We start from the raw sequence: 21,790 nt of genomic DNA on the forward strand, positions 1-21,790 counted from the left end.
GCCGCTGCGGGACGGCAAAGCTCGGCTGCTGCCGTGCGGCGCCCACTGCGGGCCAGAGGCCGGCTACTTGCCCTTGGCCGCTTCCTTGAGCTTGGAGCCGGCCGAGACCTTGACGCTGTAGCCGGCAGGGATCTCGAGCGGCTCACCGGTCTGGGGATTACGGGCGGTACGCGCGCTGCGGTGGGTGCGCTCGAAGCCGAGAAAGCCCGGGATGGTCACCTTCTCGTCGCCCTTGGCAACGACATCACCGACCGTCTCGGCGAGGGCGGTCAGGACGGCGTCGGCATCCTTACGGTCCACCCCGGCCCGCTCGGCCAGCGCTACTACCAGGTCACTACGGTTCATACGGCGATCTCCGAATCCGTGAATCGGCCCGCCTGCACCAAACAGGCAGGACAAGTCGACCATCCTGCCACCGGCCACTGACAACCCGGGCAAGAGGGCGATCTCCCGCTGGCTTCTGGACGAGAGCAAGGGGTGAGGCGGACACCGAAACTCCGGAGCACTCGGCGGCCGCCGTCGGAGAGCTCCGTCTATTGGGCCCGCACGAGTCTCCTGGCTCGCAGCAACTCTCCTGACGCGTCGGTCACCGACCCCCACCCGGGGTGATCAGTCGCCCGTTCACGGACACGTCCACGCGGGAGGCGGCGCCGTACGCGGGGCGCAGGATCACCAGCGGCCTCGCGACCCGCACGGGCGCGTCCCCGTTCAGGAGAATCAGCGCGTTTTCGGTGAGTACCGCGTACCCGAGTCGGTGGTAGAGGGCGAGCACCCGCTCCCCGGGCCGGAGCGTCCGGAGCAGGGCGCGCGCCTTGCTCAGGGGAAGGGGGACGATCTGGCGGGCGGCCGCCTCGGCTGTGCGCGGGTCGTCACGCAGCAGACGCTGCGCGGCGGTTGGGGGCATACGCGGAGAATAAACGCTGCCGGTCTTCGACAGAAGCACTGCTCTCCGAACCGATGTATGGCCGTGACCTGCGCAGATGACGTCGTCATTGCACAGTCGGCAACCGTGGCCACGCCGGCCGAAAACCCTGGGCACGAGTGACCCGTACGACTGCACCACTCGGCGGGACGAGGGCGGGCTACCCGGCCGCGGAGCGCCGGGTCAACTCGACGCTTCCTCCCGTACCCGGTCATTGCTGACTGCGGCGGGGATGGCGTTGTCGATGAGGACGGCGGCGATGGCCGCGGCGGTGGGGAAGGCGTCGGCGTTGAGGACCCGGGTGCGGGCCGCGGCGCCGTCGATGAGCAGCGCGAGCTGCTCGCCGAGCTGCTCAGGGTCGGTGGCGCCGGCTTCGCGGGCGGTGTCGGCGAGCCGCGCGGCGACGGCCTTCTTGTAGTCGCCTGCGTACTGGGATGCGGGGTGCTCGGGGTCGTGGAGTTCGACGGCGGCTGCGATGTACGGGCACAGAGGCGTGGTGGGGGGGACGTCGAAGGCTGCGAGGAGCCGTTCACGGGGCGTGAGGTCCGTGCGGTCGAACACGCCGGACAGAACGGAGGGGTCGAACCGGCGCAGGTACTCGGCGACGAGTTCGTCCTTGCCGGTGAAGTGCTGGTAGGCCGTTCGCTTGGACACCTGGGCCGCCGCGCAAAGCTCGTTCATGCCGGTGCGGTTGATGCCCTGCTCGCGGAACAGTTGCTGGGACGCGCCGAGGATGCGCTCGCGGGCGCCCCGGCCGCGGCGGCTGCCCTTGGGGCCCTTCTCCAACTCCGTCATGGGTCCATGCTACCCCAGACGGGTAACGACCGGTGTACATAACTTGCACCCTGGCCACCCGCCCCGTACCGTAAGCACACAGGGCGGTGTACATAACGTCGCCACCCCAGGTGCACACGGCACCACGGACCCAAGGGAGCGACCATGGGAAAGCTCGACGGCAAGGTAGCGGTCATCACCGGCGGCACCACCGGCATGGCGCTGGCCGGCGCGAAGCTGTTCGTCGACGAGGGAGCGCACGTCTTCATCACCGGCCGCCGCCAGGACGCCCTGGACGAAGCCGTGAAGCAGATCGGCCGCAACGTCACCGGCGTCCAGGGCGACGCCGCCGACCTGGACGACCTCGACCGCCTGTACGACACCGTCAAGCGGGAGAAGGGAAGCCTCGACGTGCTGTGGGCCAGCGCCGGCATGGGCGAGCCCGCCCTGCTCGGCGAGATCACCGAAGCCCACTTCCACGACGCGTTCTGGCTCAACGCCCGCGGCACCCTGTTCACCGTCCAGAAGGCCCTCCCGCTCTTCAACGACGGCGGCTCCATCCTCATGACCGGCTCCAACGCCTCCCTCGGCGCCTTCCCCGGCTGGAGCGTCTACGCCGGCAGCAAGGCCGTCCAGCAGGCATGGGCCCGCGTCTGGCTCAACGAGCTCAAGGACCGCCGCATCCGAGTCAACGTCCTGACCCCCGGCCAGGTCGCCACCGCCAAGCAGGCAGAACTCTTCGACGAGGCCACCAAGCGCCAGTTCGAGTCCCTCATCCCCCGCGGCCAGATGGGCCGACCCGACGAAATCGCCACCGCCGCCCTCTTCCTCGCCTCCGACGACTCCAGCTACGTCAACGGCATGGAACTCGTCGCCGACGGCGGCACCACGGCCATCTGAACCGACCAACACACAACCAGGACAGGACATCTCATGAGCAACATCAGCATCATCGGCACCGGGAACATGGCCCGCACGATCGGCGCCCGGGCGGTAGAGGGCGGCAACACCGTCGAGGTCATGGGCCGCGATCAGTCCAAGGCCGCCGACCTGGCCAAGGCACTCGGCGGCGGCGCCACGACGGGAGAATGGGGCACCGCCCCGGCCGGGGACATCGTCATCATGGCCCTGCTGTACGACGGTGCCGTGCCGGCCGTCGCCCAGTACGGTGACGCTCTCGCGGGCAAGGTCATCGTCGACATCAGCAACCCCTTCAACTCCACGTTCGACGGGCTGGCCCACCGCGAGGAGACCTCGATAGCGGAGGAAGTCGCCAAGGCGGCCCCGGCCAGCGCCAGCGTGGTGAAGGCGTTCAACACCATCTTCCGCCATGTCCTGGAGAAGGGTCGGCCGGACGTCTTCATCGCTGGCGACAATGCACAGGCCAAGGCCAGTGTGGAGGCGTTCATCGAGACCCTCGGGCTACGCCCGCTGGACGTCGGCGGCCTGAAAATGGCGCACTGGCTGGAAGGAGCCGGCGTGGTCACGGTGGGCCTCGCCAACCACGGGGTGGGGAACCTGGACTTCGCCCTCAGCATCACCGAACTTCCCGTCTGAGCACGGGTTGACGGATCACCGAGCACTCGCCGATGAAGCCTGGCTTCACAGGGTGACGTCCGGTTGTGTCGCGCGCGATCGGCGTCGGCGTCGGTCAACAGGCCAGCGCACGCAGGCGACATGGCGCTTTCCTCAACGCGAGCGGTAAGCGTCACCGCCTGCGCTTCACTGCGATCCGCCCGATACGCAGCGTCTGAACCGTCTACGGCGATGTCGGCGTCCGCGACAGCGATCAGCCGGTTGACCAGTACGGTCGGAACGTGCACGCCGGCGGCAGACCGGCACAGAACATGATGCACAGAGGCATCCTGACCGGACCGTCACCGAATGGTTCCTGGACAGGGCGGGGTCGAACGGCGCTGTTCTTCGACGCGGGGTCCGTTCTGCCAGGTGCTCCGCGGCTGGCTCGGGGAGGTTCGGCGAGGCGTTCACGTATCACTGACTCGGGCTCTGCTTCCCGGCAGCGGTGCGGCCGCGTATCGCCGACCGTGAACGGCTCACCGTCTTCCAACTGCCGCCCTACGCACCCGACCTGAACCCCGTTGAGGGACTGTGATCCGTCCTCCGGCGCACCAACTCTCACGAACCGGGCCCTCGCCGACCCGACGACATGACATCCGCTGTCCGACGCGGCCTACGACAACTTCGGGACCGTTACGACGTCCTGGACGGCTGTCTCACCGACACTGGACTCATCCGTGATCGACCACAATGACATCGCGCACCAAAAACACAGATCGGCATGCACGTTGGCAGCTCACATGTGCTGCATCCAGATATTGGGCTCTACATAGCTGCCCTGATCAGCGGAACGGTCCATCCGAAGCAAGCTCAGCCCTTCTGGGATGATGTAGTCCCCCGTCTCGGGAAACACCATGCCGGTCCACCGCTCCCATTCCGCGGTCGTGCCGGTCATGCTCTGCGACTCGGGAGCCGCCGCGAGAACACGTGCCCCAAGACGCTGGTGCGTGCGGACCCATGGATCCAGGGCCGTACCGTCCTCGCGGGTCCACCTCATGAACACCTCGATAGACGTCAGAGGGTAGCGGGCCTTCAGCGTCGGGCGTACCGGAGCGATGACACGTGGCCATCCTGCATCCACGGCGAGCCGGCGCAGTGCCTTGAGCGTCTCCCCGGCCAGACCGCGCCCTTTGAGTGATGGGGTGACGACTGCCCCGCAGATCACCAGGGTGTCGGGGTCGACGCCTTGTTCTCGGCCCTCAACGGCGCAGATCGTGGCCTGGGTGTAACCAAGTGGGGAGTGTCTCGGTTCGTCCATCCCACCGAATCGGTATACCCCAACCGGCTGCGACAGGCACGCCGCGCCCGTCCACCAGCGTGAGATCAAGGTTGGCGAACCACTCCCTGATCCTGCCGATGTACTGCTTGGCCAGCCGATCAGCTGTGATGAACTCCGGGAAGCCCTCGCTGAAGAGCTCGTGCATCTGCTCATCGGGCCACTTACGTGCGTCGGTTCGCTCAACGATCAATGTCACCGGCCCGTTTATAGCGCACCATCCACCAGCCGAGCGAGGCCGTTCCGCTCCCGATCCTCCAGGCATGCCTCCAGAGAGACGGCGTCCGTGCGGACCAGGAGGTCATCCCGAAGCGGAGCCCCGCTCGCGACGAAGGTCCAATGCGTCGGCGCATCGCGCATGCGCTCGGCGTCGACCTTCAACAACACCGTCACACCCTGCTCTGCCAACGACTCCATGACTCGTGCTACGTCCATCGCATTCCCACCCCCTGCCTGAAATCGAACAGCCAGAAGGCTGCACCGGCCTCTCACGACACCAGCTTGACCGCTTAGCATCGAGAGGTGTCTACCGCCTCGCCCAGACCCTTTCAGGCCGAGCGATCCGTCGCATGACCATGGCCACTCGAACTATCGGAGTGGTCCACGCTCATCAATGGACACTGGGGGCGCGGACAAGAAGGTATCGGAATTCACCGGGCCGTATGCGATGTTGAACGTGTCCAGCCAGTACGTCCAGCCCCGAATACCCAGTGCACTGCTGAAGCGGTAGTTGAGCTGCCAACGGACCCATTGGCCAGGGACGAGCCGGACGGCCGGTGGCCGCCGCTTCCGAGGCGGCAGGGCAAACAGCGGCTGCGCTCGCGGAAATACCCGCAGTCGATCATCTGCTTCACGGAGCTGGACATCGACTTTGCCCAGGACCTCCCTGTTGTCATACGGCTCGAAGCCGTCGCGCTCATGCATCCGGATCACATGCGCCAGGGGAGCTATCTCATGCGGGAGAGCGAAGCCGACCGGGGCCGCGTTCCTTCGAGCCGCAGCATCCCCGCCCCGCGATTCCTTCGTCCAGGTCGTCCGGATCCACTGGACGGTGATCTGCACAGCCATTGCTCCTACAACCTTGTCGAGCAGCCCACTCTACGGACCTGCCCCCCTTCCCCCCACGCCAGCACGAGCACTGGCACACGTGACCACTTCAGTTGCTCGCCGATATCTCCAACAGGGATGTGTGACTCCCGAAGACGGCGATCCAGCACATACACCGGGATCAAGGCCGTCTCCTCCGGCGGCCACGACCACACCGAGGACAACCTGCACTATGTGAGCCGGATCATGGCCAGTCGGAGATCGGGTTCGGCATCATGAGCTGCTGAACTTCGACCTGCTGCCGCGCATCAGTCGGATCAACAAGGTGAAGCTGCACCGGCCCGTGGCCGGCGAACCGGACGCCTACCAGCAGCTCGCCCCGGCGCTGACCTGGCCGATCCGCTGGGAACCCATCGCCCAGCAGTACGACCGGATGCTCGAGTACGCCACCGCGATCCGAACTCGCACCGCGTCCACCGAGGCGATCCTGCGCTCGGCCATGCTGGAGGTCAGCCACGCCCAGAAGACCATCTCCGTGGCCCGCTGCCTGCGACTTCGGGACCTCCAGCGGGAGATCGAGGAGGGCCTGAACGTGATGGAGCCCTCCGACGGCGCGAACTCCGTGATCGCCTACGGCAAGGGCGGGGAGATCGCCTCGAACCGGCGCGACGAGCAGCAGATGTTCGTCCTTTGCCTGCGCATCCTGCAATCGGCCCTGGTCCTCGTGAACACCCTGTTGCTCCAGGACATCCTCGGCGACCCGGAGTGGGCGGACCTCCTCACGCCCGCGGACCGGCGCGGCCATCGAGCGCTCAGCGCTTGGTCTCGTACCTGGTCAGGACCATGCCGTCGGGGAACGTCCGGGTCTCCACCAGGGTCAGGTTCACCCAGTTGTCCAGAGCCGTGAAGAACGGCGTGCCGCCGCCCACCAGGACCGGATGGGTGACGATCGCGTACTCGTCGATCAGCCCGGCCCGCATGGCCGCCGCGGCGAGTGTGGCACCGCCGATGTCCATGGGACCGCCGTCTTCGGCCTTGAGACTGGTGATCTCGGTGACCGCGTCGCCGGTGACGAGACGGGTGTTCCAGTCGACCGTGCTGGTCGTAGAGGAGAACACCGCCTTCGGCATGTCCCGCCAGCGGCGGGCGTACTCGATCGCCGCCGGTGTGGCACTTGGCTGCTTGTCGGCGGTCGGCCAGTGGGAGCTCATCGCCTCCCACAGCTTGCGCCCGTACAGCGCCAGACCCGTCGAGTCCACCCGGTCGGACCACCACTGGAACAGCTCGTCGCTCGGCACGCTCCAGCCGAGGTCGTCGCCGGGCGCCGCGATGTAGCCGTCCAGGCTCATGTTCATGGCAAAGGTCAGTTTCCGCATGGCGTCAGCCTCCCGTGAGTCGGTCTTCGGCGTACAGACCACCACGGCGCGGAAAAATCATCGGCCAGGCCACACTGCCGCAGGCAAGCCGGACTATTGCGGCGGAGCCCCTGCCGTGATCATCGCGACCTGCGGCGGGTTCTCCGGCCGCCGCAGGCAATCGAGGCGGGGGTTTCGGTGGCTACGTCGAGGTCCTGGCTGGGCGGTAGACCGGACCGTGAGCCGGAACGGCATAGCCGCCTGTGATCACCAAGGGGTACGGATTGCCGCGTGAGGACATCGGAAAGGAAACCACGGTGCAGGTCACTCAGGTTCTCACGGCCGGCATGCTTCGGGCAGCGGCCAGCTCAGGTGAGGCGGCTTCCCAGGCTTCCCTCAGTAACCGACTGATCAAGGTGCGCAAACGCCCCCGAGTACGCAGGAGCAATACGCTGGTCAGACTGTCGAGGTGAGGTCGAGGAGCTGGAAGGTGACCGGGGTGTCGCCGGCTTGGCGGGTGGCGTGGTTCAGTTCGGTGATCTGCAACCCTGCTTTGGCGGCGAGGTTCTCCAACTGCTCTCGGTCACCGAGGGTGTTGAAGCCCAGCAGCAGTCGGCCGCCATCGGTGAGCCGTGCCGGTCCTTGGGACAGGTAGCGGTGGTGGGTCTGGTAGCCGCGGTCGAAGATGGCGTGCTGGACGTCGCTGCTGTAGCGGAAGTCGTCCGGCGCGAGGACGACGTTGGAGTTCCAGAAGACGACATCGAAGCGTGTCCTCGGGTCCAGGACATCGAACAGATCGCTCTGCAGGGCGTGGACCCGGTCACCGACTCCGTGGCGAGCAGCGTTGAGCACAGTGTTGCGTACGGCCGCCGGGGCAATGTCCAAGGCCGTGACCCGCTGGCATCCCCGCAGCGCGGCTGTCACCGCGGTCACGCCCGCGCCGCAGCCGACCTCCAGGAACCGGCCGCCCATGGGGTAGGGAACCCACTGCGTGAACAACTCGGTCGAGGCGGTATGCACGGGGGCGAAGACGCCGGGCAGCAGGTCCCAGGGCAGCCCCAGCAACTCGAACAGCAGCGGCCGGTCCTGGCCTGCGCTGTGCCGGTCCACCAGCCGCTCGCCGATGTCGTATCCGGGGCCGGCAGAGGATCGCGAACGACTGGGTTCCATAGTTCTGGATCTTGACCGTTACCAGCACCGGGCGGCAGCCGACACGCCCGCGAGGTCTTCTCGTATCAGCCCCCACGAGAAGACAGCGAGACCCGCTCAGCGCCGTTCTCCCGTCTCCAATCCCGCCCCATCGATCTGGCCGTCGCCCTGCGCAACGCAACTCCTCTGCAACGTCTTCGCCGTTCGGTGAGGACTGGGCGGCGTCTGAAGGAGGCCGGTTTCACGCCTCGGCCGGTCGCGCCCTGTGACCCGAAAGTGAGTGACAGCGCCACGGCAGCCGGCCGTCGTGCACGACTCCGAAGCAGCCCTCCGGCACTGTTCTCGGCGTCGCGCCCCCTGCTCCGCGGACGCTCCCCCGGGCGAGTGCGCATGGACCCCCGGAATCCTGATCCCGCTCGCCTTCCTCCGTCGCAGGGCAAGGCGACGGTGGCGCGGTGGCGCGGTCCTGACCGCTGATCGGCGCCGGCAAAGAAGGCGCGCCGACCCCACCCGGGTCCGCACCGACCCCACCTCTCTCGCCACGATCAGAGCCCGGGCCGTCCCCGGCAGCCGGGGACGGCCCAGCCATGTCAGGAACGCCTGCGCCCGGCGAGCACGAGCAGACCGGCTCCGGCGACCAGGACGGCCGCGGCGATGCCCAACGGCAGCACTGGGTCGGACCCGCCGGTTTCCGCCAGCGGTTCGCTCCCGCCGTGAGCGGTGAGGCCGGAGTCGTCGTCACCGGCCTCACCGGATTTCGGCGCCTTGCCGCCGGCCCCATCCGCCCCGGTCTCGGCGCCCGCGCTGCCGGCCGCGTCCGGGCTCGCCTGCCCCGGCGCCGACGACTCACCGCCACCCGCGACCGCCCCCGCTCCGACTCCGTACGCTCCCCGGTCCGGTGCGCCGCCCTTGCGGGGCGCCCCGGTGAAGTCGGTGGACGTGGCCGGGAACGGGGTGGCGGAGCCGATGGCGGGTGAGCCCTTCATGAGGCGGAAGTCCGCGTTCGGGCTCGTGCCGGGGGCGGTGAACTTCGGGTCGGCGATGATGTCGTGCGGGCCCTTGGTCTCGGGGGCCTTGCCGCCGAAGTAGACGTTGTAGTCGTACGTGACGTTCACGTTGCGGGACGTGCTGTTGGTGGCCTGGCCCGGGCGGCCGTAGGCGATGTTGTTGAGGAGCCGTACGTCGGTGCTGTCGTGGGCGAAGATGTTGGCGTAGGGCGTTTCGACTCGGGTGCTGCGGCCGTTGAGGTAGGCGGTGTTGTTGACGATGTCGACGTGCCGGCTCTTGTAGGCGTGGATACCTGAACCGCCGTTGTCGTAACTGATGTTGTTGGCGACCAAAACGCGTCCGTTGTAGGCCGGCCGCCCTCGCTCGGGGTCGCCCTTCGTCGTGTCGACGATGATGCCGTTGCCGTCGGAGTAGCAGCGGCAGCCTTCCCACTTGACTTTGGTCTCGTTGTCGTGGACGCGGTTGCCGGTGATGCGGATCTTGTACGTCCGGGGGTCGCCGCCCCCGGTGTCGCGGGGGGTGAGGACGGAGATGCCGCTGCTGCCGTAGACGGTGAACCAGGCGTTGGAGTGGACGTGGTTGCCGGTGATGTCGACGTGGTCGGCCTCGATCGCGGAGATCCCGGCGCCCGCGCAGTCGTGTACCAGGTTGCCGGTGATGTCGACGTGGTGGGGGAACGTGCCGGACTCCCGGTTCTTCTCCACGGATATGCAATTGGTGTTGTAGGTGGGGTCGGTCTTGCTCGACGAGCGTTCGGCGTCGGCCAGGGACAGGGCTGCGTTGTTGCCCTTGACCTCCAGGTTCTTGATGACGATGTACGAGGCGCCGTAGACGCTGATGCCGTTCCAGGCGTTCTTGGGGTTCAGGACGGGCCGATGGCCGGGATACGCCGTGAAGGTAATGGGAGCTCCCGGACGCCCCGAGCGTCTGATGGTCAGCACGTTGGAACCCTTGCGGGGCTCGGTGTACGTGCCGTTCATGACGGCTACGACGTCGCCGGGGCCGGCCAGGTCCGCGGCCTTCTGAAGGGTGCGAAACGGCGATCCGGCCGACGTGCCGGGGTTGGAGTCGCTGCCACCGGAACTCACGAAGTAGGTGGGGGCGGGAGCCTTCGCGGGCGGGGACGTACGGAAGCGCGCGGCAACGGGTGAAGGAGCAGGGGTGCGGGTCTCCGCGGGGGCAGGCGTCCTTGTCATCGTCGACGGACTTGCCTGGGAGGCCGCACTCCGTGCGCCGACGGAGTACTCCGCCCCCGATGGGACCATGACGAGGCCCGTCACGACGAGCGCGGCCATCCCCGCGGCGACGGTCGCGCCCGTCGCCTTGGCGGAGACTCCGACGCGTACACCGTGGTCGCCACGCGGGCGGCCGGTCGCACGACGACCGTGCCCGCGAGGCGCCGGCCGGGGAGTGGCCTGACGGACGGTTGCGGCCTGGGGGTGGCCCCCGGCGCCGGCGACACCGGCCTCGACCGGGTCGCCCGCACGGCCCGGCAGGAGCAGGGGCAGACCGGCGAGCAGCCGCTCGGGCGGGACCAGTCGGCCGGCGGGATGACCGCAGGGTTCGCAGGAGCGGAGGTGCCGGGCGATCCGCTTGCGCAGCAGGGTACTGGGGCTCGGGTCGCCCGGGCCGGCGAGCTTGGTCAGCTCCGGGCAGCGCGGGGCACGGGACAGCGCTCGGACGACCGTCCGCGCCACGTCGAGTTGGGTCTTCATCCGCTGGACCTGGACAGCCAGATGGGCCGCCGGAAGGTTCATGGCCGCTGCGATGTCCTTCCGGGACAGCCGTCCGCACGCCTCCAGCCACCACAGCGAGAGCAGGTCGCGGTGTGCCGGGTCGAGCCACGCGGTGGCTGCGGCGACCTGCCGCTGCTCGGCGGAGAGTGATTGCCGCAGCAGGAAGAGGGTCGCGAAGTCGGGTTCCGGCGAGTGCCGTTCGTCGGCGTGCTCCAGTGTCGTCAGCCGGCCGGACCGCGCCCGGCGCCGGGCGTCGGTGAGCTGGCGGACCGCGATGGCCACCAGCCAGGAGCGGAACTTCGCCGTGTCCCTCAGGTCCGGCAGCGCGCGGATCACCGCGACCATGGTGTCCTGCACGATGTCGTCGACGTCGAGGTCGGTCTCCGCCGCCCGCCCGACTACGTTGTAGACCAGCGGCAGGGCGCCTGCGGTGAGCCGTTCGACGGCCCCGGTGTCCCCCTCGCGGGCTGCTTCGACCGTGCGGCGGTCCGGAAACGTGTCGGTCTGGTCGGACCCGTCATGTCGCATGCGATACATCCTCGGACAAGAGCAGGTGTGGCTGCTCTGGTGGGCGGTTGTCGCAGCAGGAGACGAGCGGGGCCCCCGGGCATAACACTTTTCGCATCCCGGGCCCGTCCTGCCTTCCTCCTCGCCGGACGACCGACCCTGATACGAGGTCGGAGTTGGCGTCGTCGTCGCCGGTGTGACCGGTACAGAGTGTGGTCGATTGAGGTGGGTGGCGGTCGGTGAAGCGGGCGATCTGCCGCCGTATTTCGGCGAGGCTGAGGTGATGCGCACGTCGTCTGCCGTTGTTTGCGGCATCCCACGCGGCCTGCTCGGACTCCTTCACCCTGCTTGATCTGACCGCGCAACACAGTTCGCCCCCAGTGCAGTTGGGGCCGGTATCGACAGCAGGCCGAGACGTGCCGAACAAGCGCGGCAGGGCAGGGCACTGCACATCGCGACCGAGTCCCTGAGGCCAACAGGAAGCCCGCCAACCCACTCACACGAGGGGGTACAGCTGGCGCGCGCGGCGCGCTGCCACACGCTGGCGAGCCGGGCGATATGGGGCTGGGTGCTGGTCGAGGATGGCCGCACGACCGCTCTCGTCCACCGTCACGACGTTCGCCCTCCACAGCCGCTGCCGACCGCCTCAAGACGGTCTTCTGACCCCTTGAACGCGTACGCACTGGCGAGGGAACTGGAGGAACTCGGCAGAGAGGAAGGACTCACCGCCGTCCGATGGGAGAACACAGCCCGCGAGAGAGTGGTCGGCGAATGCTCGACGCCGGAGGACTCCGTGCAGTTCGGGCAATGGTGGGCCGAGATCACAAGCCACCGGTGGCGGTCCCCCGACGAGTTGCCCCCGCCTTCGTCGTCCTCATCCGGCCAAGGCCAGTGGCACGGCCACTCGGGCAGTGATTACGGAGGCATCGGCGGGGATTTCGGCAGCGGACACGGCGGCGGCGGCTTCAGCCGTGGTTTCGGTGGCGGATATTGAAGAGCGCCTCGGCCGCGACTGCATGATCCGAGGCAATCCGTGAACGGTCACCGACTTGCCGCACGTGGTGTCGAGTGACCTGCAATGCGTTGGTCCAATCCGGGTAGTGCTCCTGTTCCTCAAGCCAGGTGCCACCGGCTTGAACGCCGACGGCACCCACCTGCCTCGGGGCCTTACGCGACTACGCGGTCGCTGATGACTCACAACAGGACTAGAACCGGCCGGTGCAGGCCAAACAGACCCGTGACGACTCCCAGGTGGCCCGCTGCTCTTGCGTGTAGGCCGTCGCCTTGTACACCACCGCGCCCCACCCCAGGCCGCCAGTCGCGATCACCAGGCCGAGCAGAACAGCTCCGCCCGCGGCCACCACGACGCCGAGCACCAGCGCACCCAACGCGCCCAGCAAGCCACCGCGCACCGCAGCGGGCGGAGCGTACTTCGCTTTCAAATCCGAGTCCGACGGCAGAGACCGCCAGTAGTGCGGAAGATCCGCCACATTCGGCGACCCGCACTTGGGCGACGGACACACGATCATGCTCAACCTCCAGCCAAGACAGTTCCGTTGGCGGCAGGATCCGGAGCGGGTGGGGTACTCGGCAAGACGTACCCGCGAGTGTGTGAGGCGGACCACAGCCCAGACGCAACAAGAGCCCCAGCCTGCACGGACGGGACCCTCGCGTAGCGGATCGACTACAGAAACAGCCAGGTCAGACGAATGGGAGAACGCCGGCGGCGTCGGCACCGGTCCGCGATTCGATCAGCCCTGGAGGACCTCGTCGAGGTACTCCTGCACCGGCTCGAATACCCCACCCGGCACCAGACGCGCCAACTCCCCGAGCCCCACCCACGCCACCTCGGCAACCTCTCGCGGCGACGCCGCACGAGCCTGGCCCGACACCAGCCGGCACGCCACGTAGACGACCTGCCACCCCGTCAGCGGATGCACCCGCTCGCCCAGCACCGACAGAGCGCCCACCACCACACCCGTCTCTTCCCACGCCTCCCGTATCGCCGCCTCGATCAGCTCCTCACCCGCCTCGACCTTCCCCGACGGGAACGTCCACACGAGCGGGCCGGCAGCCACGGCACGACGGATCAACAACACCCGACCCGCGTGCGTGATCACGGCACCCGCGACCAACCCGCTGCCTTCAACCGGCAACCTCGACTCCACCTCTGAAAAGGGTCAGCCGTCGCACTCCGAGTGAGCTGCGAGGCCTCAGCGCACCGCGGCCAGGCGATCTCGGGAGTTGCGACCGCCCTGCTGGCGGACGCGGTCGTGGACGGTCGAAGAACGCGTCAGCTGACCCGAGGACCGACCGCCAGCGTCAGTTCAAGGACCCGGTGCGGCGACCCGAGGTCCGGAAACAGCTCCCGCAGCTGCGACATCCGGTACCGGACGGTCTGGGGATGGACGAACAACGCCGCCGCCACCTCGTTGCGCCTGCCATGGTGCAGCAGCCACGCCCGCAGCGTCTCCTCCAGCCGCCGCGCGGTCGCGACAGGCAAGGTCTGCAACGGTGCGAGGGCTCGGGCGCGCAGATCTGCGAACGCGTCCACGTCGGCGCTCAGCACCAGCTCGGGCAGGTAGTCCTCGGTGTCGCGAATATCAGAGGAGAGGGAGCGCGCGCGGACGGCTCGTGCGTACGAGGCGGACGCACGAATCCATGGCCGGGCCGGGCCGACCACGGCGGTGCGGTCGGTCAGCTGCCTCAAGAGATGCGATCGGTCGGCATCAGGCACCAGCAGCACGCCGAAGGCGTCCGGTAGATCGTCGAGGACGAGGGTGCTCGGGTCGAGCGTGCGGTAGGCAGGGCGGGCCTGGGCGGCGGGCAGCAGGACCGCGGTCAGTGAAGCCGGAGGCTGCCATCCGGCCCGTTGAACAGAGGCCCACAGCACGTCCGGGCTCGCGCCGGCGAGGAGGTCGCGGACCAGTTGTTCCAGGTGGCGCTCATGAGCCCGGCCCTGGGCGGCCAGTTCATCGGCGTGGCCCGCGGCGCTCGCGGCGGAGAGCTCGTCGATGTAGGCGAAGGTCAACTCGGCGAACTTGGCGACCTCGGCGGCGGGCAGACCTGCGGGTACGGCACCCGCGGCCAGGCATCGCCAGGCCACGCGGGCGCCGACGCGGTAGGCGCTGAGCAGAGCGTCCATCGAACGGCCGTCGCGCACCTCGCCGCGGCCCAGCTCGTAGGCTGCGTCACCGGCGTCGCCGCCCGTGGCGTTGCCGCTCGCGAAGTTCAGGTAGTGCCCCAGAGCGGTGCGGACGGCTCGGCGGATGGTGCCGCCCATGCGGCCCGAAAGGGCGTTGGCGTAGGAAGGAACCTCGTCGATGATCGCCTGGACGACCTCGTCCGCGGTGGACTTCAGCGCGGCCCGAAGCGCGGTGACCGTCGTCTCATCCAGTGCCAGCTCGGTGGCCCTCCGTATTGCATGGCTCATGTTTTGTTCCCTACGAACAATTCCGCCGACCAGATTTACGTCCTATGGACAGGACTTTACGCCCTGAAGCGCATCAAGCTGGAGTCATGACGAGTACAGCCCTCCGCAGCAGAGCATGGAAACTGCTGGAGATGGTCACGACGCCGCTGCTGCCGTCGGACTACCTCGACCTGGTCAGCCCGCTGCGTGCGGGCGCCGACCTGCGTGGGCGCATCGAGGCCGTGCACCCCGAGACGGGTGACGCCGCGACCATCGTGATCAGGCCGGGACGGGGCTGGCGCGGCCACACCGCCGGTCAGTACGTGCGGATCGGGGTCGACGTCGACGGCGTGCGCCTGTGGCGTGCCTACTCGGTCACCTCGCCGACGAACCGCCAGGACGGCCGCGTCACGATCACCGTGAAGGCGATCCCGGACGGCAAGGTCAGCAACCACCTGGTCCGCAAGGCGAAACCGGGCACGCTGATCCAGCTCGACCAGGCGACCGGTGACTTCGTGCTCCCGCAGGCCAAGCCGGCCAAGGTGCTCTACCTGACCGCCGGCAGCGGCATCACGCCGGTGATGGGCATGCTGCGCGACACCGAGTTCGACGACGTCGTCATGGTCCACTCCGCGCCACAGCCGCACGACGTGATCTTCCGCAGCGATCTGCACGACCTGGTCGCGGACAAGAAGCTGCGTCTCACCGAGCTGCACACCGACACGGACGGCATGCTCGACATCGCCCGTCTCGACGAGCTGGTGCCTGACTGGGCCGAGCGCGAGACCTGGGCCTGCGGGCCCGCGGGCCTCCTCGACGCCGCTGAAGAGCACTGGACCGAGCACGGCGTCCGAGAGCGCCTGCACACCGAACGCTTCCGCCCCAGCATCGTCGTCGCCGGCGACGGTGGCGAGGTCACGTTCAGCACCACCGGCAAGACCGTCGACGCGGACGGCGCCACGCCGTTGCTGGACGTCGGCGAGGAGGCCGGCGTGCTCATGCCGTCCGGGTGCCGCATGGGCATCTGCTTCGGCTGCGTCACACCGCTCAAGGCGGGCGCCGTCCGCGACCTGCGCACCGGCGAGATCACCGAGGCCGAGCCGGGCGTCCTCATCCAGACCTGCGTGTCCGCCGCGGCGGGCCCCTGCGACATCGAACGGTAGGAGCACCTTGACCGCCATCGACCCCACCGCCCACCTGACCGCGGAGCAGATCGAGGAGCTCGGCCGCGAGCTGGACGCGATCCGCGACGGGGTGATCGCCAGCCGCGGGGAGAGCGACGCCGCCTACATCCGCAAGGTCATCTCGGCGCAGCGCAAGCTCGAGCTGGTCAGCAGAGGCGTACTGCTGTTCTCGATCTTCCCGCCCGCGTGGCTGATCGGCACCGCCGGTCTGTCCGTGGCGAAGATCATGGACAACATGGAGATCGGCCACAACATCCTGCACGGCCAGTGGGACTGGATGCGGGACCCGAAGATCCACTCCACCACTTGGGACTGGGACCACGTCTCGCCGGCCGAGCAGTGGAAGCACTCGCACAACGAGCTGCACCACACGTACACCAACGTGATCGGCAAGGACAACGACCTCGGCTACGGCATCATGCGCGTCGACGAGGACCAGAAGTGGCACCCGGTGTACCTCGGCCAGCCGCTGTGGAACTTCCTCAACGCCTGCTTCTTCGAGTACGGCATCGCAGCGTACGACCTGGAGCTCGGCAAGAACCTGCACAAGCGGCGCCGCAACAACCCCGAGTTCCGCGCGCGGGCCAAGGCCGTGGGCCGCAAGATCCGCAAGCAGGTGCTCAAGGACTACGTGATCCACCCGCTGCTGTCGGGCCCGTCGTTCCTCACCACGCTCGCCGCCACCTTCACCGCGAACCTGGTCCGCAACGTCTGGACCCACTCGGTGATCATGTGCGGGCACTTCCCCGAAGGCGTGCAGGTCTTCGAGCGCCGGTCGATCAGGGGCGAGACGCGGGGCCAGTGGTACCTGCGCCAGATGATGGGCTCGGCGAACATCAGCGGCAGCAAGGCCATGCACTTCATGACCGGCAACCTGTCGCACCAGATCGAGCATCACCTGTTCCCCGACCTGCCGAGCAACCGGTACGCCGAGGTCGCGGTGAAGGTGCGCGCACTGTTCGACAAGTACGAGCTGGAGTACGTCACCGGGCCGCTGCCCAAGCAGGTGTTCTCCGCGTGGCACAAGGTCTTCCGGCTCTCGCTGCCGAACAAGAAGCCCGCCGTCAAGATGCCGGACCGCGAGCAGGAGCTCGTCGCGGCCTGATTCCCGGCACTGGTCCAGGTCTTTCGACCGTATCGGTGGCACCGCCGGTGTCGGTGTGATCCGTTGCGGACGGCGGTCGGCGTCGGCGTCGGCGTCGGCGTCGGCGTCGGCGTCGGCGTCGGCGTCGGCGTCGGCGTCGGCGTCGGCGTCGGCGTCGGCGTCGGCAGACCGTACGACACGGATCCGAGGCAGCCCGGTGGGCGGCACATGGCCTTGCAAGTGTCAGCGAGGTGGCCTTGCGTGATCGGCACCTCCTCCGCCTCCGCCGTGCGCGCTGTTCGGTCCGATGGGCGTCGCTACCTGAACGTCCGCCAGGAGCTCGGCTCACAGCCCCCGGCAAGCGCCCCCGACGAGGTGTTGTAGTGCTCTGACCTGCCACGGTGGGCCTGGCGTTGGTGTGCATGGTGGCGGCATAGAACCTGGGTGACGCGGTCCGGTCGTCTCTCTGGCCGGCAAATCAGGTGCGGACCCCACGGCGTGGCCAATCGCCGCCCAGTCAGGCTCTGTCCTGCCCATGACGAAGACGCTGACGGATGAGCCCTGTACTACCGCGTCACCGCGCAGCTTTCCGGTGGCGGCGACATTCGCTGCTCGGTGACGGTGGAGGAATGACCAAGTCGGGACATACGGCTGGGGGATACAACATCTGCTCAGCGCAGTTCAGCAGCGGATTCCTCGGCGGCTGGAACTAGAAAGGCCCGCACAAGAGAACGTCCCCCTCACCGGTCGACGGGCGGGAGAGGGGGCGTCGGCGTTCGATCACGCGGGCATGAGAGCCCGGATGACAGTGGGAGGTGCTGGACCGGGATCTGCACCAGCTGCCGGCAACCCCTACCCACCAGAACCCACACGAGCACAGGACCAAGGAGGACCTAACGGAGTCCTACCAAGGGTCGTCAGAAATCCAGTCCGCTTCCGCTGATCGCTGGACGACCTTCTCTGCGATGCCTGCCCGCGCCGATTCGAGGGAGCTCGTGATCCGGTAGGCGTCTGGCAGGTCCAACCCCACGTACTTGCCCTCCTCTTCGAGTCCGTCGTCCGGTAGGTAGAGACGAACTATCGGCGTCGGGAGTTCGTCGGCGAACTTGGGAGGATCCCACCCCACGACCCGTCCGACGTAGGCCTCCCCTTCATCCCCCAGAGCCGCGTAGTACAACAGATAGTGCGCCGGGTCGACATAGAACGGCTCAGCACGATGAATCCCTTCCCAACCGTGAGGCTGCGGCCAGGATCCGGTGGACGAGGCTTCCCGCCACGCCTCTTCAACATCCTGGATGCTCCGGCCCATCCAATACCTCTCGGTCTGGCTCCCCAGCGATACGTACCGGGGCGGGCCTTCCTCCCCTTCCGTGTCGAGGAACCGTACGACCGGCTCGACAGCAGGGGTGACGGTCCCTCCGGATGCCCGGTAGAAGGCGACGATCCGTCCTAAGCGCAGCCGCCCGCCCTCGTCCTCGCCGTAGAAGAACCGGCCCGACCTGTAGTACTCGTCGGTGATGTCTTCAAAGCGCGGCCAATGCTCGTACTGCCTGTTCCGGTAGTCCATGAGAAAACCCCCTCGGGTGACGGCAAGCCACAGACGCTACTGCCCCCCTTCCCGAGATGCCGTGCCGTCGCTGCCGCCGGATTTCGGTCCTGTCCGGTCGCGGGCTGCTCCGCCGCGAACACACCAGAGCCGTCAAGTCACCTGCCTCAGGGCCAGCAGTACGGAACAGCCGCGTCGGCGGGCCGGTCACCGTGAAGAACCGCATCCCCAACTGGTGTCGTCCACAGGCCTGATGGTGGGGAACATCCGCGAGGTGACGTCGCCACGGGCGACGGCTGTCCGTACGCCCGATCACTGCGAGACGCGACGGTCCACTGATTGTCGGACAGTTCAGTCCCGGCCTCAGTCGGGGTTTCTGTGAATAACAGGCTCTCCCTGCACGCTTCTTGTGCCGTCTGGGCCGTGGTGTTACGTTCCCATTAACGGTTGTCGGACAATCTTGGCGACACGACGTGTCGCCGCTGACGGCAGCAGCAGGAGAACCCAGCCGACCTCGATGCCCGTCCGCGGGCATCGGACGCACCACTGTCACAGCACCGCCATCCACGAACGCCGCCACAGGCGCAAGCGCAGGGCCCCCGCTTCATCTCTTGCGAGGAGGAGGCCGAGGAGACAGGTATGTCGACCACACAGCGCAACTCCCACCCGGAGGCACTTCGTCTCGAGCACGTCACTCTGCAGTTCCCCGGCACTCACCGACCGGCGATCGAGGACGTGTCGTTCAAAATCGATCGCGGCAGTGTCGTCGCCGTGATCGGACCCAGCGGTTGCGGAAAGAGCACCATCCTCAATCTGGCCGCCGGGCTGCTCACCCCCACACAGGGGCAGGTGCACTACGCCGGTGACCTGGTCACCGCCGTCAACTCCGATGCGGCGTACGTGACTCAGCAGTCGCATCTACTGCCCTGGCTGAGTGTCCGGGCCAACATCGGTCTGGCGCTGAAGTTCCGCAAGGTCCCCAAGGAAGAGCGCGAGGAGCGGGTCGCCCAGTGGGTCGACCTCGTAGGCCTGACCGGCTTCGAGGATCACTTCCCCCGGGAACTGTCGGGCGGCATGCAGAAGCGCTGCGCGATAGCGCGAGCGCTGATCTACAACCCGTCCATCGTGCTGATGGATGAGCCGTTCGGGCCGCTCGACGCCATCACCCGGCTTGAGCTGCAGCAGGAACTGCTCAATATCTGGCGGGAGCAGAACGGGACTCTGATCTTCGTCACGCACGACCTCAACGAGGCGATCTACCTGGCCGACGAGGTCATCGTGATGTCCAAGGGCCCGGGCACGATCCGCCGTGTCATCCCGGTTCCCTTCGAACGCCCACGCCAGATCGGAGCGCTCGTCCAGTCACCCGAATTCGCCGACCTCTACAACGACCTCTGGGGTCTCTTCGCCGCCGAGCGGAAGGCCGCCGTGTAATACGGCCCTCTCCCCCAGCCGGAGCCAGTCGCCACGCGAGCTTCTGTCGCGAGTTCCTGAGGCGCCGCCCGGTGCTCCGCCCTTGAAAAATGTCAGATCGCCAACCCGGCTGTGCCGTCATGCCCCTCTCCCTGACGTCGCGCCTGCCGCCGAGTGAGGTTCACAGCTTTGATATCGATCACGGAAGAGATCGTCGTCCCGAGTCCGCCCGAACGTGTCTGGGAGGTCATCTCCGATCCCTCGGCCGTCGTGTCCTGCATCGGCGGTGCCGAACTCGGTCCGTCGCACGACGACGGCTCCTTTGACGGGACCCTGGCCATCAGGTTCGGCGGGCTCCGGGTCAAGTTCGCCGCCCGGCTCTCCCTCGACCTGGACGAGTCCGCGCAGGAGGGCCGTCTCGCGGCCCGCGGTGCGGATGGGCAGGGCGCCACCCGCTTCAGCGCCAACGCCACTTTCCGGGTTGTCGAAGGCGACACCCCCGGCGTCTCAAGGGTCTTTTGTGACGGGGAGATCAAACTCAACGGCAAGCTCGCCAAGTTGATCGAATCGGGTGCGGGGATGGTGGTCTCCAGGATGACGGAGGAGTTCACCGGCCAACTGATTCTGAAGTGCGCCGCACCCTCCGAGGCCCTCACAGCCGCGTCCGCCGAGTCACTGGCACAAGGCGCCGAGGAGCCGCGCGCGGCGGTGGCCGAAGGCTCGCTCGCGTCTCCGCCCCGCTCCGCCGGTCTGTTCGCCCGCCTGCGGGCGTGGTGGGCACGTCGTCGGTCCGCGCGGACAGCGCGGCCGCCACAACCACAGGTGGCGCGGGGTGCGGAGAACCAGTCCGGTGAAGCACTCGACAAGGGAGGCCGGCGATGACAACGCCCAGGCTCAACAAGGTGATCGGCGCCCTGGACGCGGGACAGCACGTCTTCGCGACCTTCTCCGCGGCGGACCCGGCATCCGCGATCGAGATGAGCAACTCGGACTACGACGCTGTGGTGTTCGAGATGGAGCACAAGCCATGGGACATCAACGCGCTGAGGGACAGTTTTCAGTACCTGTTGAGCAGGCGACGGGTCTACGAGGCGGACAGCCTCGCGCCGGCCGTCACCCCGCTGGTTCGCATCCCGGTCAACGGCGCGGAGAAGGCACAGTGGCATGCGAAACAGGCTCTGGATCTTGGTGCGTTCGGCATCATCTGGCCGCACATCTCCACGGTGGCCGAAGCCCGCAACGCCGTAGCCGCCTGTCGATATCCGCGGCTGCCCGACGCTCCCCGCTATGAGCCGGCCGGCCTGCGCGGGGACGGCCCGCACGCGGCGACTCGCTACTGGGGCATCTCGAACATCGAGTACTACGCCAGGGCCGACGTGTGGCCGCTCGCCCCCGACGGGGAGATCCTGGTCGGTCTCATGATCGAGGACCAGCTCGGCATCAAGAACCTGCCGGACATCCTCGACCAGGTGCCCGGCATCGGCCTGGTTCTGATCGGCGAGGGCGACATGAGCCAGGAGCTGGGCGTTCCCCGCCAGTACGAACACCCGCGGGTCCTGGAGTGCAAGCGGCGGATCCTCGACGTCTGCGGTGAACGCGGAGTCGCCGTGGGCCATCCGCACGTCACCGCCGGCAACGTCAAGCAGGTGCTGGACGACGGCTACCGCTTCCTCATGTCGGCGCCGGTGCGCACCTACCCGGGCCTGCACAAAGCCCGGGAGCTGACCGGCCGCGGCGGCCCGAGCCTGCCGGGCCCGGCGCATCACGCGACCACCGCACCGCGAGTATCGGAGTAACTG

Annotated in this window: 20 protein-coding genes; 8 read left to right on the plus strand and 12 right to left on the minus strand. The window is 67.9% G+C overall.

Features of this window, described 5'->3' with window-relative positions:
• Positions 1–63: 63 nt before the first annotated feature.
• The 3 genes from ACIRQH_RS03805 to ACIRQH_RS03815 all read right to left on the minus strand — a co-directional run bounded on the left by ACIRQH_RS03805 (position 64) and on the right by ACIRQH_RS03815 (position 1,717).
• Positions 64–345, minus strand: a complete 282-nt coding sequence (locus ACIRQH_RS03805) for an HU family DNA-binding protein (RefSeq protein ID WP_388879911.1) — start codon at positions 343–345, stop codon at positions 64–66.
• Between the two features lie 241 nt (positions 346–586).
• A complete protein-coding gene (locus ACIRQH_RS03810; protein WP_404224060.1) occupies positions 587–904 on the minus strand; it encodes a hypothetical protein in 318 nt (105 codons plus the stop codon).
• 201 nt (positions 905–1,105) lie between these two features.
• Entirely contained in the window at positions 1,106–1,717 is a 612-nt protein-coding gene (locus ACIRQH_RS03815) for a TetR/AcrR family transcriptional regulator (protein WP_388879917.1), read from the minus strand.
• A 144-nt stretch (positions 1,718–1,861) separates the two neighbouring features.
• Here ACIRQH_RS03815 and ACIRQH_RS03820 point away from each other — a divergent pair, with 144 nt between their 5' ends.
• Together ACIRQH_RS03820 and ACIRQH_RS03825 are read left to right on the plus strand one after the other, a co-directional pair.
• Positions 1,862–2,596, plus strand: coding sequence for an SDR family NAD(P)-dependent oxidoreductase (locus ACIRQH_RS03820; protein ID WP_388879919.1), 735 nt, complete (start codon positions 1,862–1,864; stop codon positions 2,594–2,596).
• Positions 2,597–2,629: 33 nt separating this feature from the next.
• Positions 2,630–3,253: an NADPH-dependent F420 reductase gene (locus tag ACIRQH_RS03825; protein ID WP_388879922.1), complete on the plus strand. Its 624-nt coding sequence runs from the start codon at positions 2,630–2,632 to the stop codon at positions 3,251–3,253.
• A gap of 757 nt (positions 3,254–4,010) precedes the next feature.
• On the opposite strand, the gene ACIRQH_RS03830 is transcribed toward ACIRQH_RS03825, so the two are convergent.
• Positions 4,011–4,532, minus strand: a complete 522-nt coding sequence (locus tag ACIRQH_RS03830; protein ID WP_388879925.1) for a hypothetical protein — start codon at positions 4,530–4,532, stop codon at positions 4,011–4,013.
• A gap of 606 nt (positions 4,533–5,138) precedes the next feature.
• Positions 5,139–5,612, minus strand: a complete 474-nt coding sequence (locus tag ACIRQH_RS03835; protein WP_388879928.1) for a hypothetical protein — start codon at positions 5,610–5,612, stop codon at positions 5,139–5,141.
• A 268-nt stretch (positions 5,613–5,880) separates the two neighbouring features.
• Between ACIRQH_RS03835 and ACIRQH_RS03840 the strand changes: the two genes are divergently transcribed.
• A complete protein-coding gene (locus tag ACIRQH_RS03840) occupies positions 5,881–6,504 on the plus strand; it encodes a Tn3 family transposase (protein WP_404224543.1) in 624 nt (207 codons plus the stop codon).
• Here ACIRQH_RS03840 and ACIRQH_RS03845 read toward each other — a convergent pair.
• From ACIRQH_RS03845 to ACIRQH_RS03870, 6 genes are all read right to left on the minus strand, one after another.
• Positions 6,410–6,973: a dihydrofolate reductase family protein gene (locus tag ACIRQH_RS03845; protein ID WP_388879931.1), complete on the minus strand. Its 564-nt coding sequence runs from the start codon at positions 6,971–6,973 to the stop codon at positions 6,410–6,412. The two genes, ACIRQH_RS03840 and ACIRQH_RS03845, sit on opposite strands and share 95 nt — an antisense overlap.
• 435 nt (positions 6,974–7,408) lie before the next feature.
• Positions 7,409–8,122 carry a methyltransferase domain-containing protein gene (locus ACIRQH_RS03850; protein ID WP_388879934.1) on the minus strand — a complete coding sequence of 238 codons (714 nt, stop codon included), beginning with the start codon at positions 8,120–8,122 and terminating at the stop codon, positions 7,409–7,411.
• Between the two features lie 569 nt (positions 8,123–8,691).
• Positions 8,692–11,373: a sigma-70 family RNA polymerase sigma factor gene (locus tag ACIRQH_RS03855; protein ID WP_404224063.1), complete on the minus strand. Its 2,682-nt coding sequence runs from the start codon at positions 11,371–11,373 to the stop codon at positions 8,692–8,694.
• A 1,184-nt stretch (positions 11,374–12,557) separates the two neighbouring features.
• Complete coding sequence (locus ACIRQH_RS03860) at positions 12,558–12,881, minus strand: hypothetical protein (RefSeq protein WP_388879940.1); 324 nt, start codon at positions 12,879–12,881, stop codon at positions 12,558–12,560.
• Between the two features lie 222 nt (positions 12,882–13,103).
• Positions 13,104–13,472 (minus strand): NUDIX hydrolase, encoded by a 369-nt coding sequence (locus ACIRQH_RS03865; RefSeq protein WP_404224065.1) that lies wholly within the window; start codon positions 13,470–13,472, stop codon positions 13,104–13,106.
• A 173-nt stretch (positions 13,473–13,645) separates the two neighbouring features.
• Positions 13,646–14,785, minus strand: a complete 1,140-nt coding sequence (locus ACIRQH_RS03870; RefSeq protein ID WP_388879946.1) for a PucR family transcriptional regulator — start codon at positions 14,783–14,785, stop codon at positions 13,646–13,648.
• Positions 14,786–14,871: 86 nt separating this feature from the next.
• Between ACIRQH_RS03870 and ACIRQH_RS03875 the strand changes: the two genes are divergently transcribed.
• Positions 14,872–15,927, plus strand: coding sequence for a ferredoxin reductase (locus ACIRQH_RS03875; protein ID WP_388879949.1), 1,056 nt, complete (start codon positions 14,872–14,874; stop codon positions 15,925–15,927).
• A gap of 7 nt (positions 15,928–15,934) precedes the next feature.
• A complete protein-coding gene (locus tag ACIRQH_RS03880; protein ID WP_388935112.1) occupies positions 15,935–17,053 on the plus strand; it encodes a fatty acid desaturase family protein in 1,119 nt (372 codons plus the stop codon).
• An 883-nt stretch (positions 17,054–17,936) separates the two neighbouring features.
• On the opposite strand, the gene ACIRQH_RS03885 is transcribed toward ACIRQH_RS03880, so the two are convergent.
• Positions 17,937–18,599, minus strand: a complete 663-nt coding sequence (locus ACIRQH_RS03885) for a hypothetical protein (RefSeq protein WP_388879956.1) — start codon at positions 18,597–18,599, stop codon at positions 17,937–17,939.
• A 618-nt stretch (positions 18,600–19,217) separates the two neighbouring features.
• Here ACIRQH_RS03885 and ACIRQH_RS03890 point away from each other — a divergent pair.
• The 3 genes from ACIRQH_RS03890 to ACIRQH_RS03900 all read left to right on the plus strand — a co-directional run bounded on the left by ACIRQH_RS03890 (position 19,218) and on the right by ACIRQH_RS03900 (position 21,787).
• Entirely contained in the window at positions 19,218–20,012 is a 795-nt protein-coding gene (locus ACIRQH_RS03890) for an ABC transporter ATP-binding protein (RefSeq protein WP_388879959.1), read from the plus strand.
• Between the two features lie 168 nt (positions 20,013–20,180).
• On the plus strand, positions 20,181–20,873 hold the full coding sequence (locus ACIRQH_RS03895; RefSeq protein ID WP_404224069.1) for an SRPBCC domain-containing protein: 693 nt from the start codon (positions 20,181–20,183) through the stop codon (positions 20,871–20,873).
• Positions 20,870–21,787 (plus strand): HpcH/HpaI aldolase/citrate lyase family protein, encoded by a 918-nt coding sequence (locus ACIRQH_RS03900; protein WP_388879965.1) that lies wholly within the window; start codon positions 20,870–20,872, stop codon positions 21,785–21,787. Before ACIRQH_RS03895 ends, ACIRQH_RS03900 begins: the two co-directional genes overlap by 4 nt.
• Positions 21,788–21,790 lie beyond the last annotated feature (3 nt).

This window comes from Streptomyces sp. NPDC102279 (assembly GCF_044766365.1).
Taxonomy (GTDB): domain Bacteria; phylum Actinomycetota; class Actinomycetes; order Streptomycetales; family Streptomycetaceae; genus Streptomyces.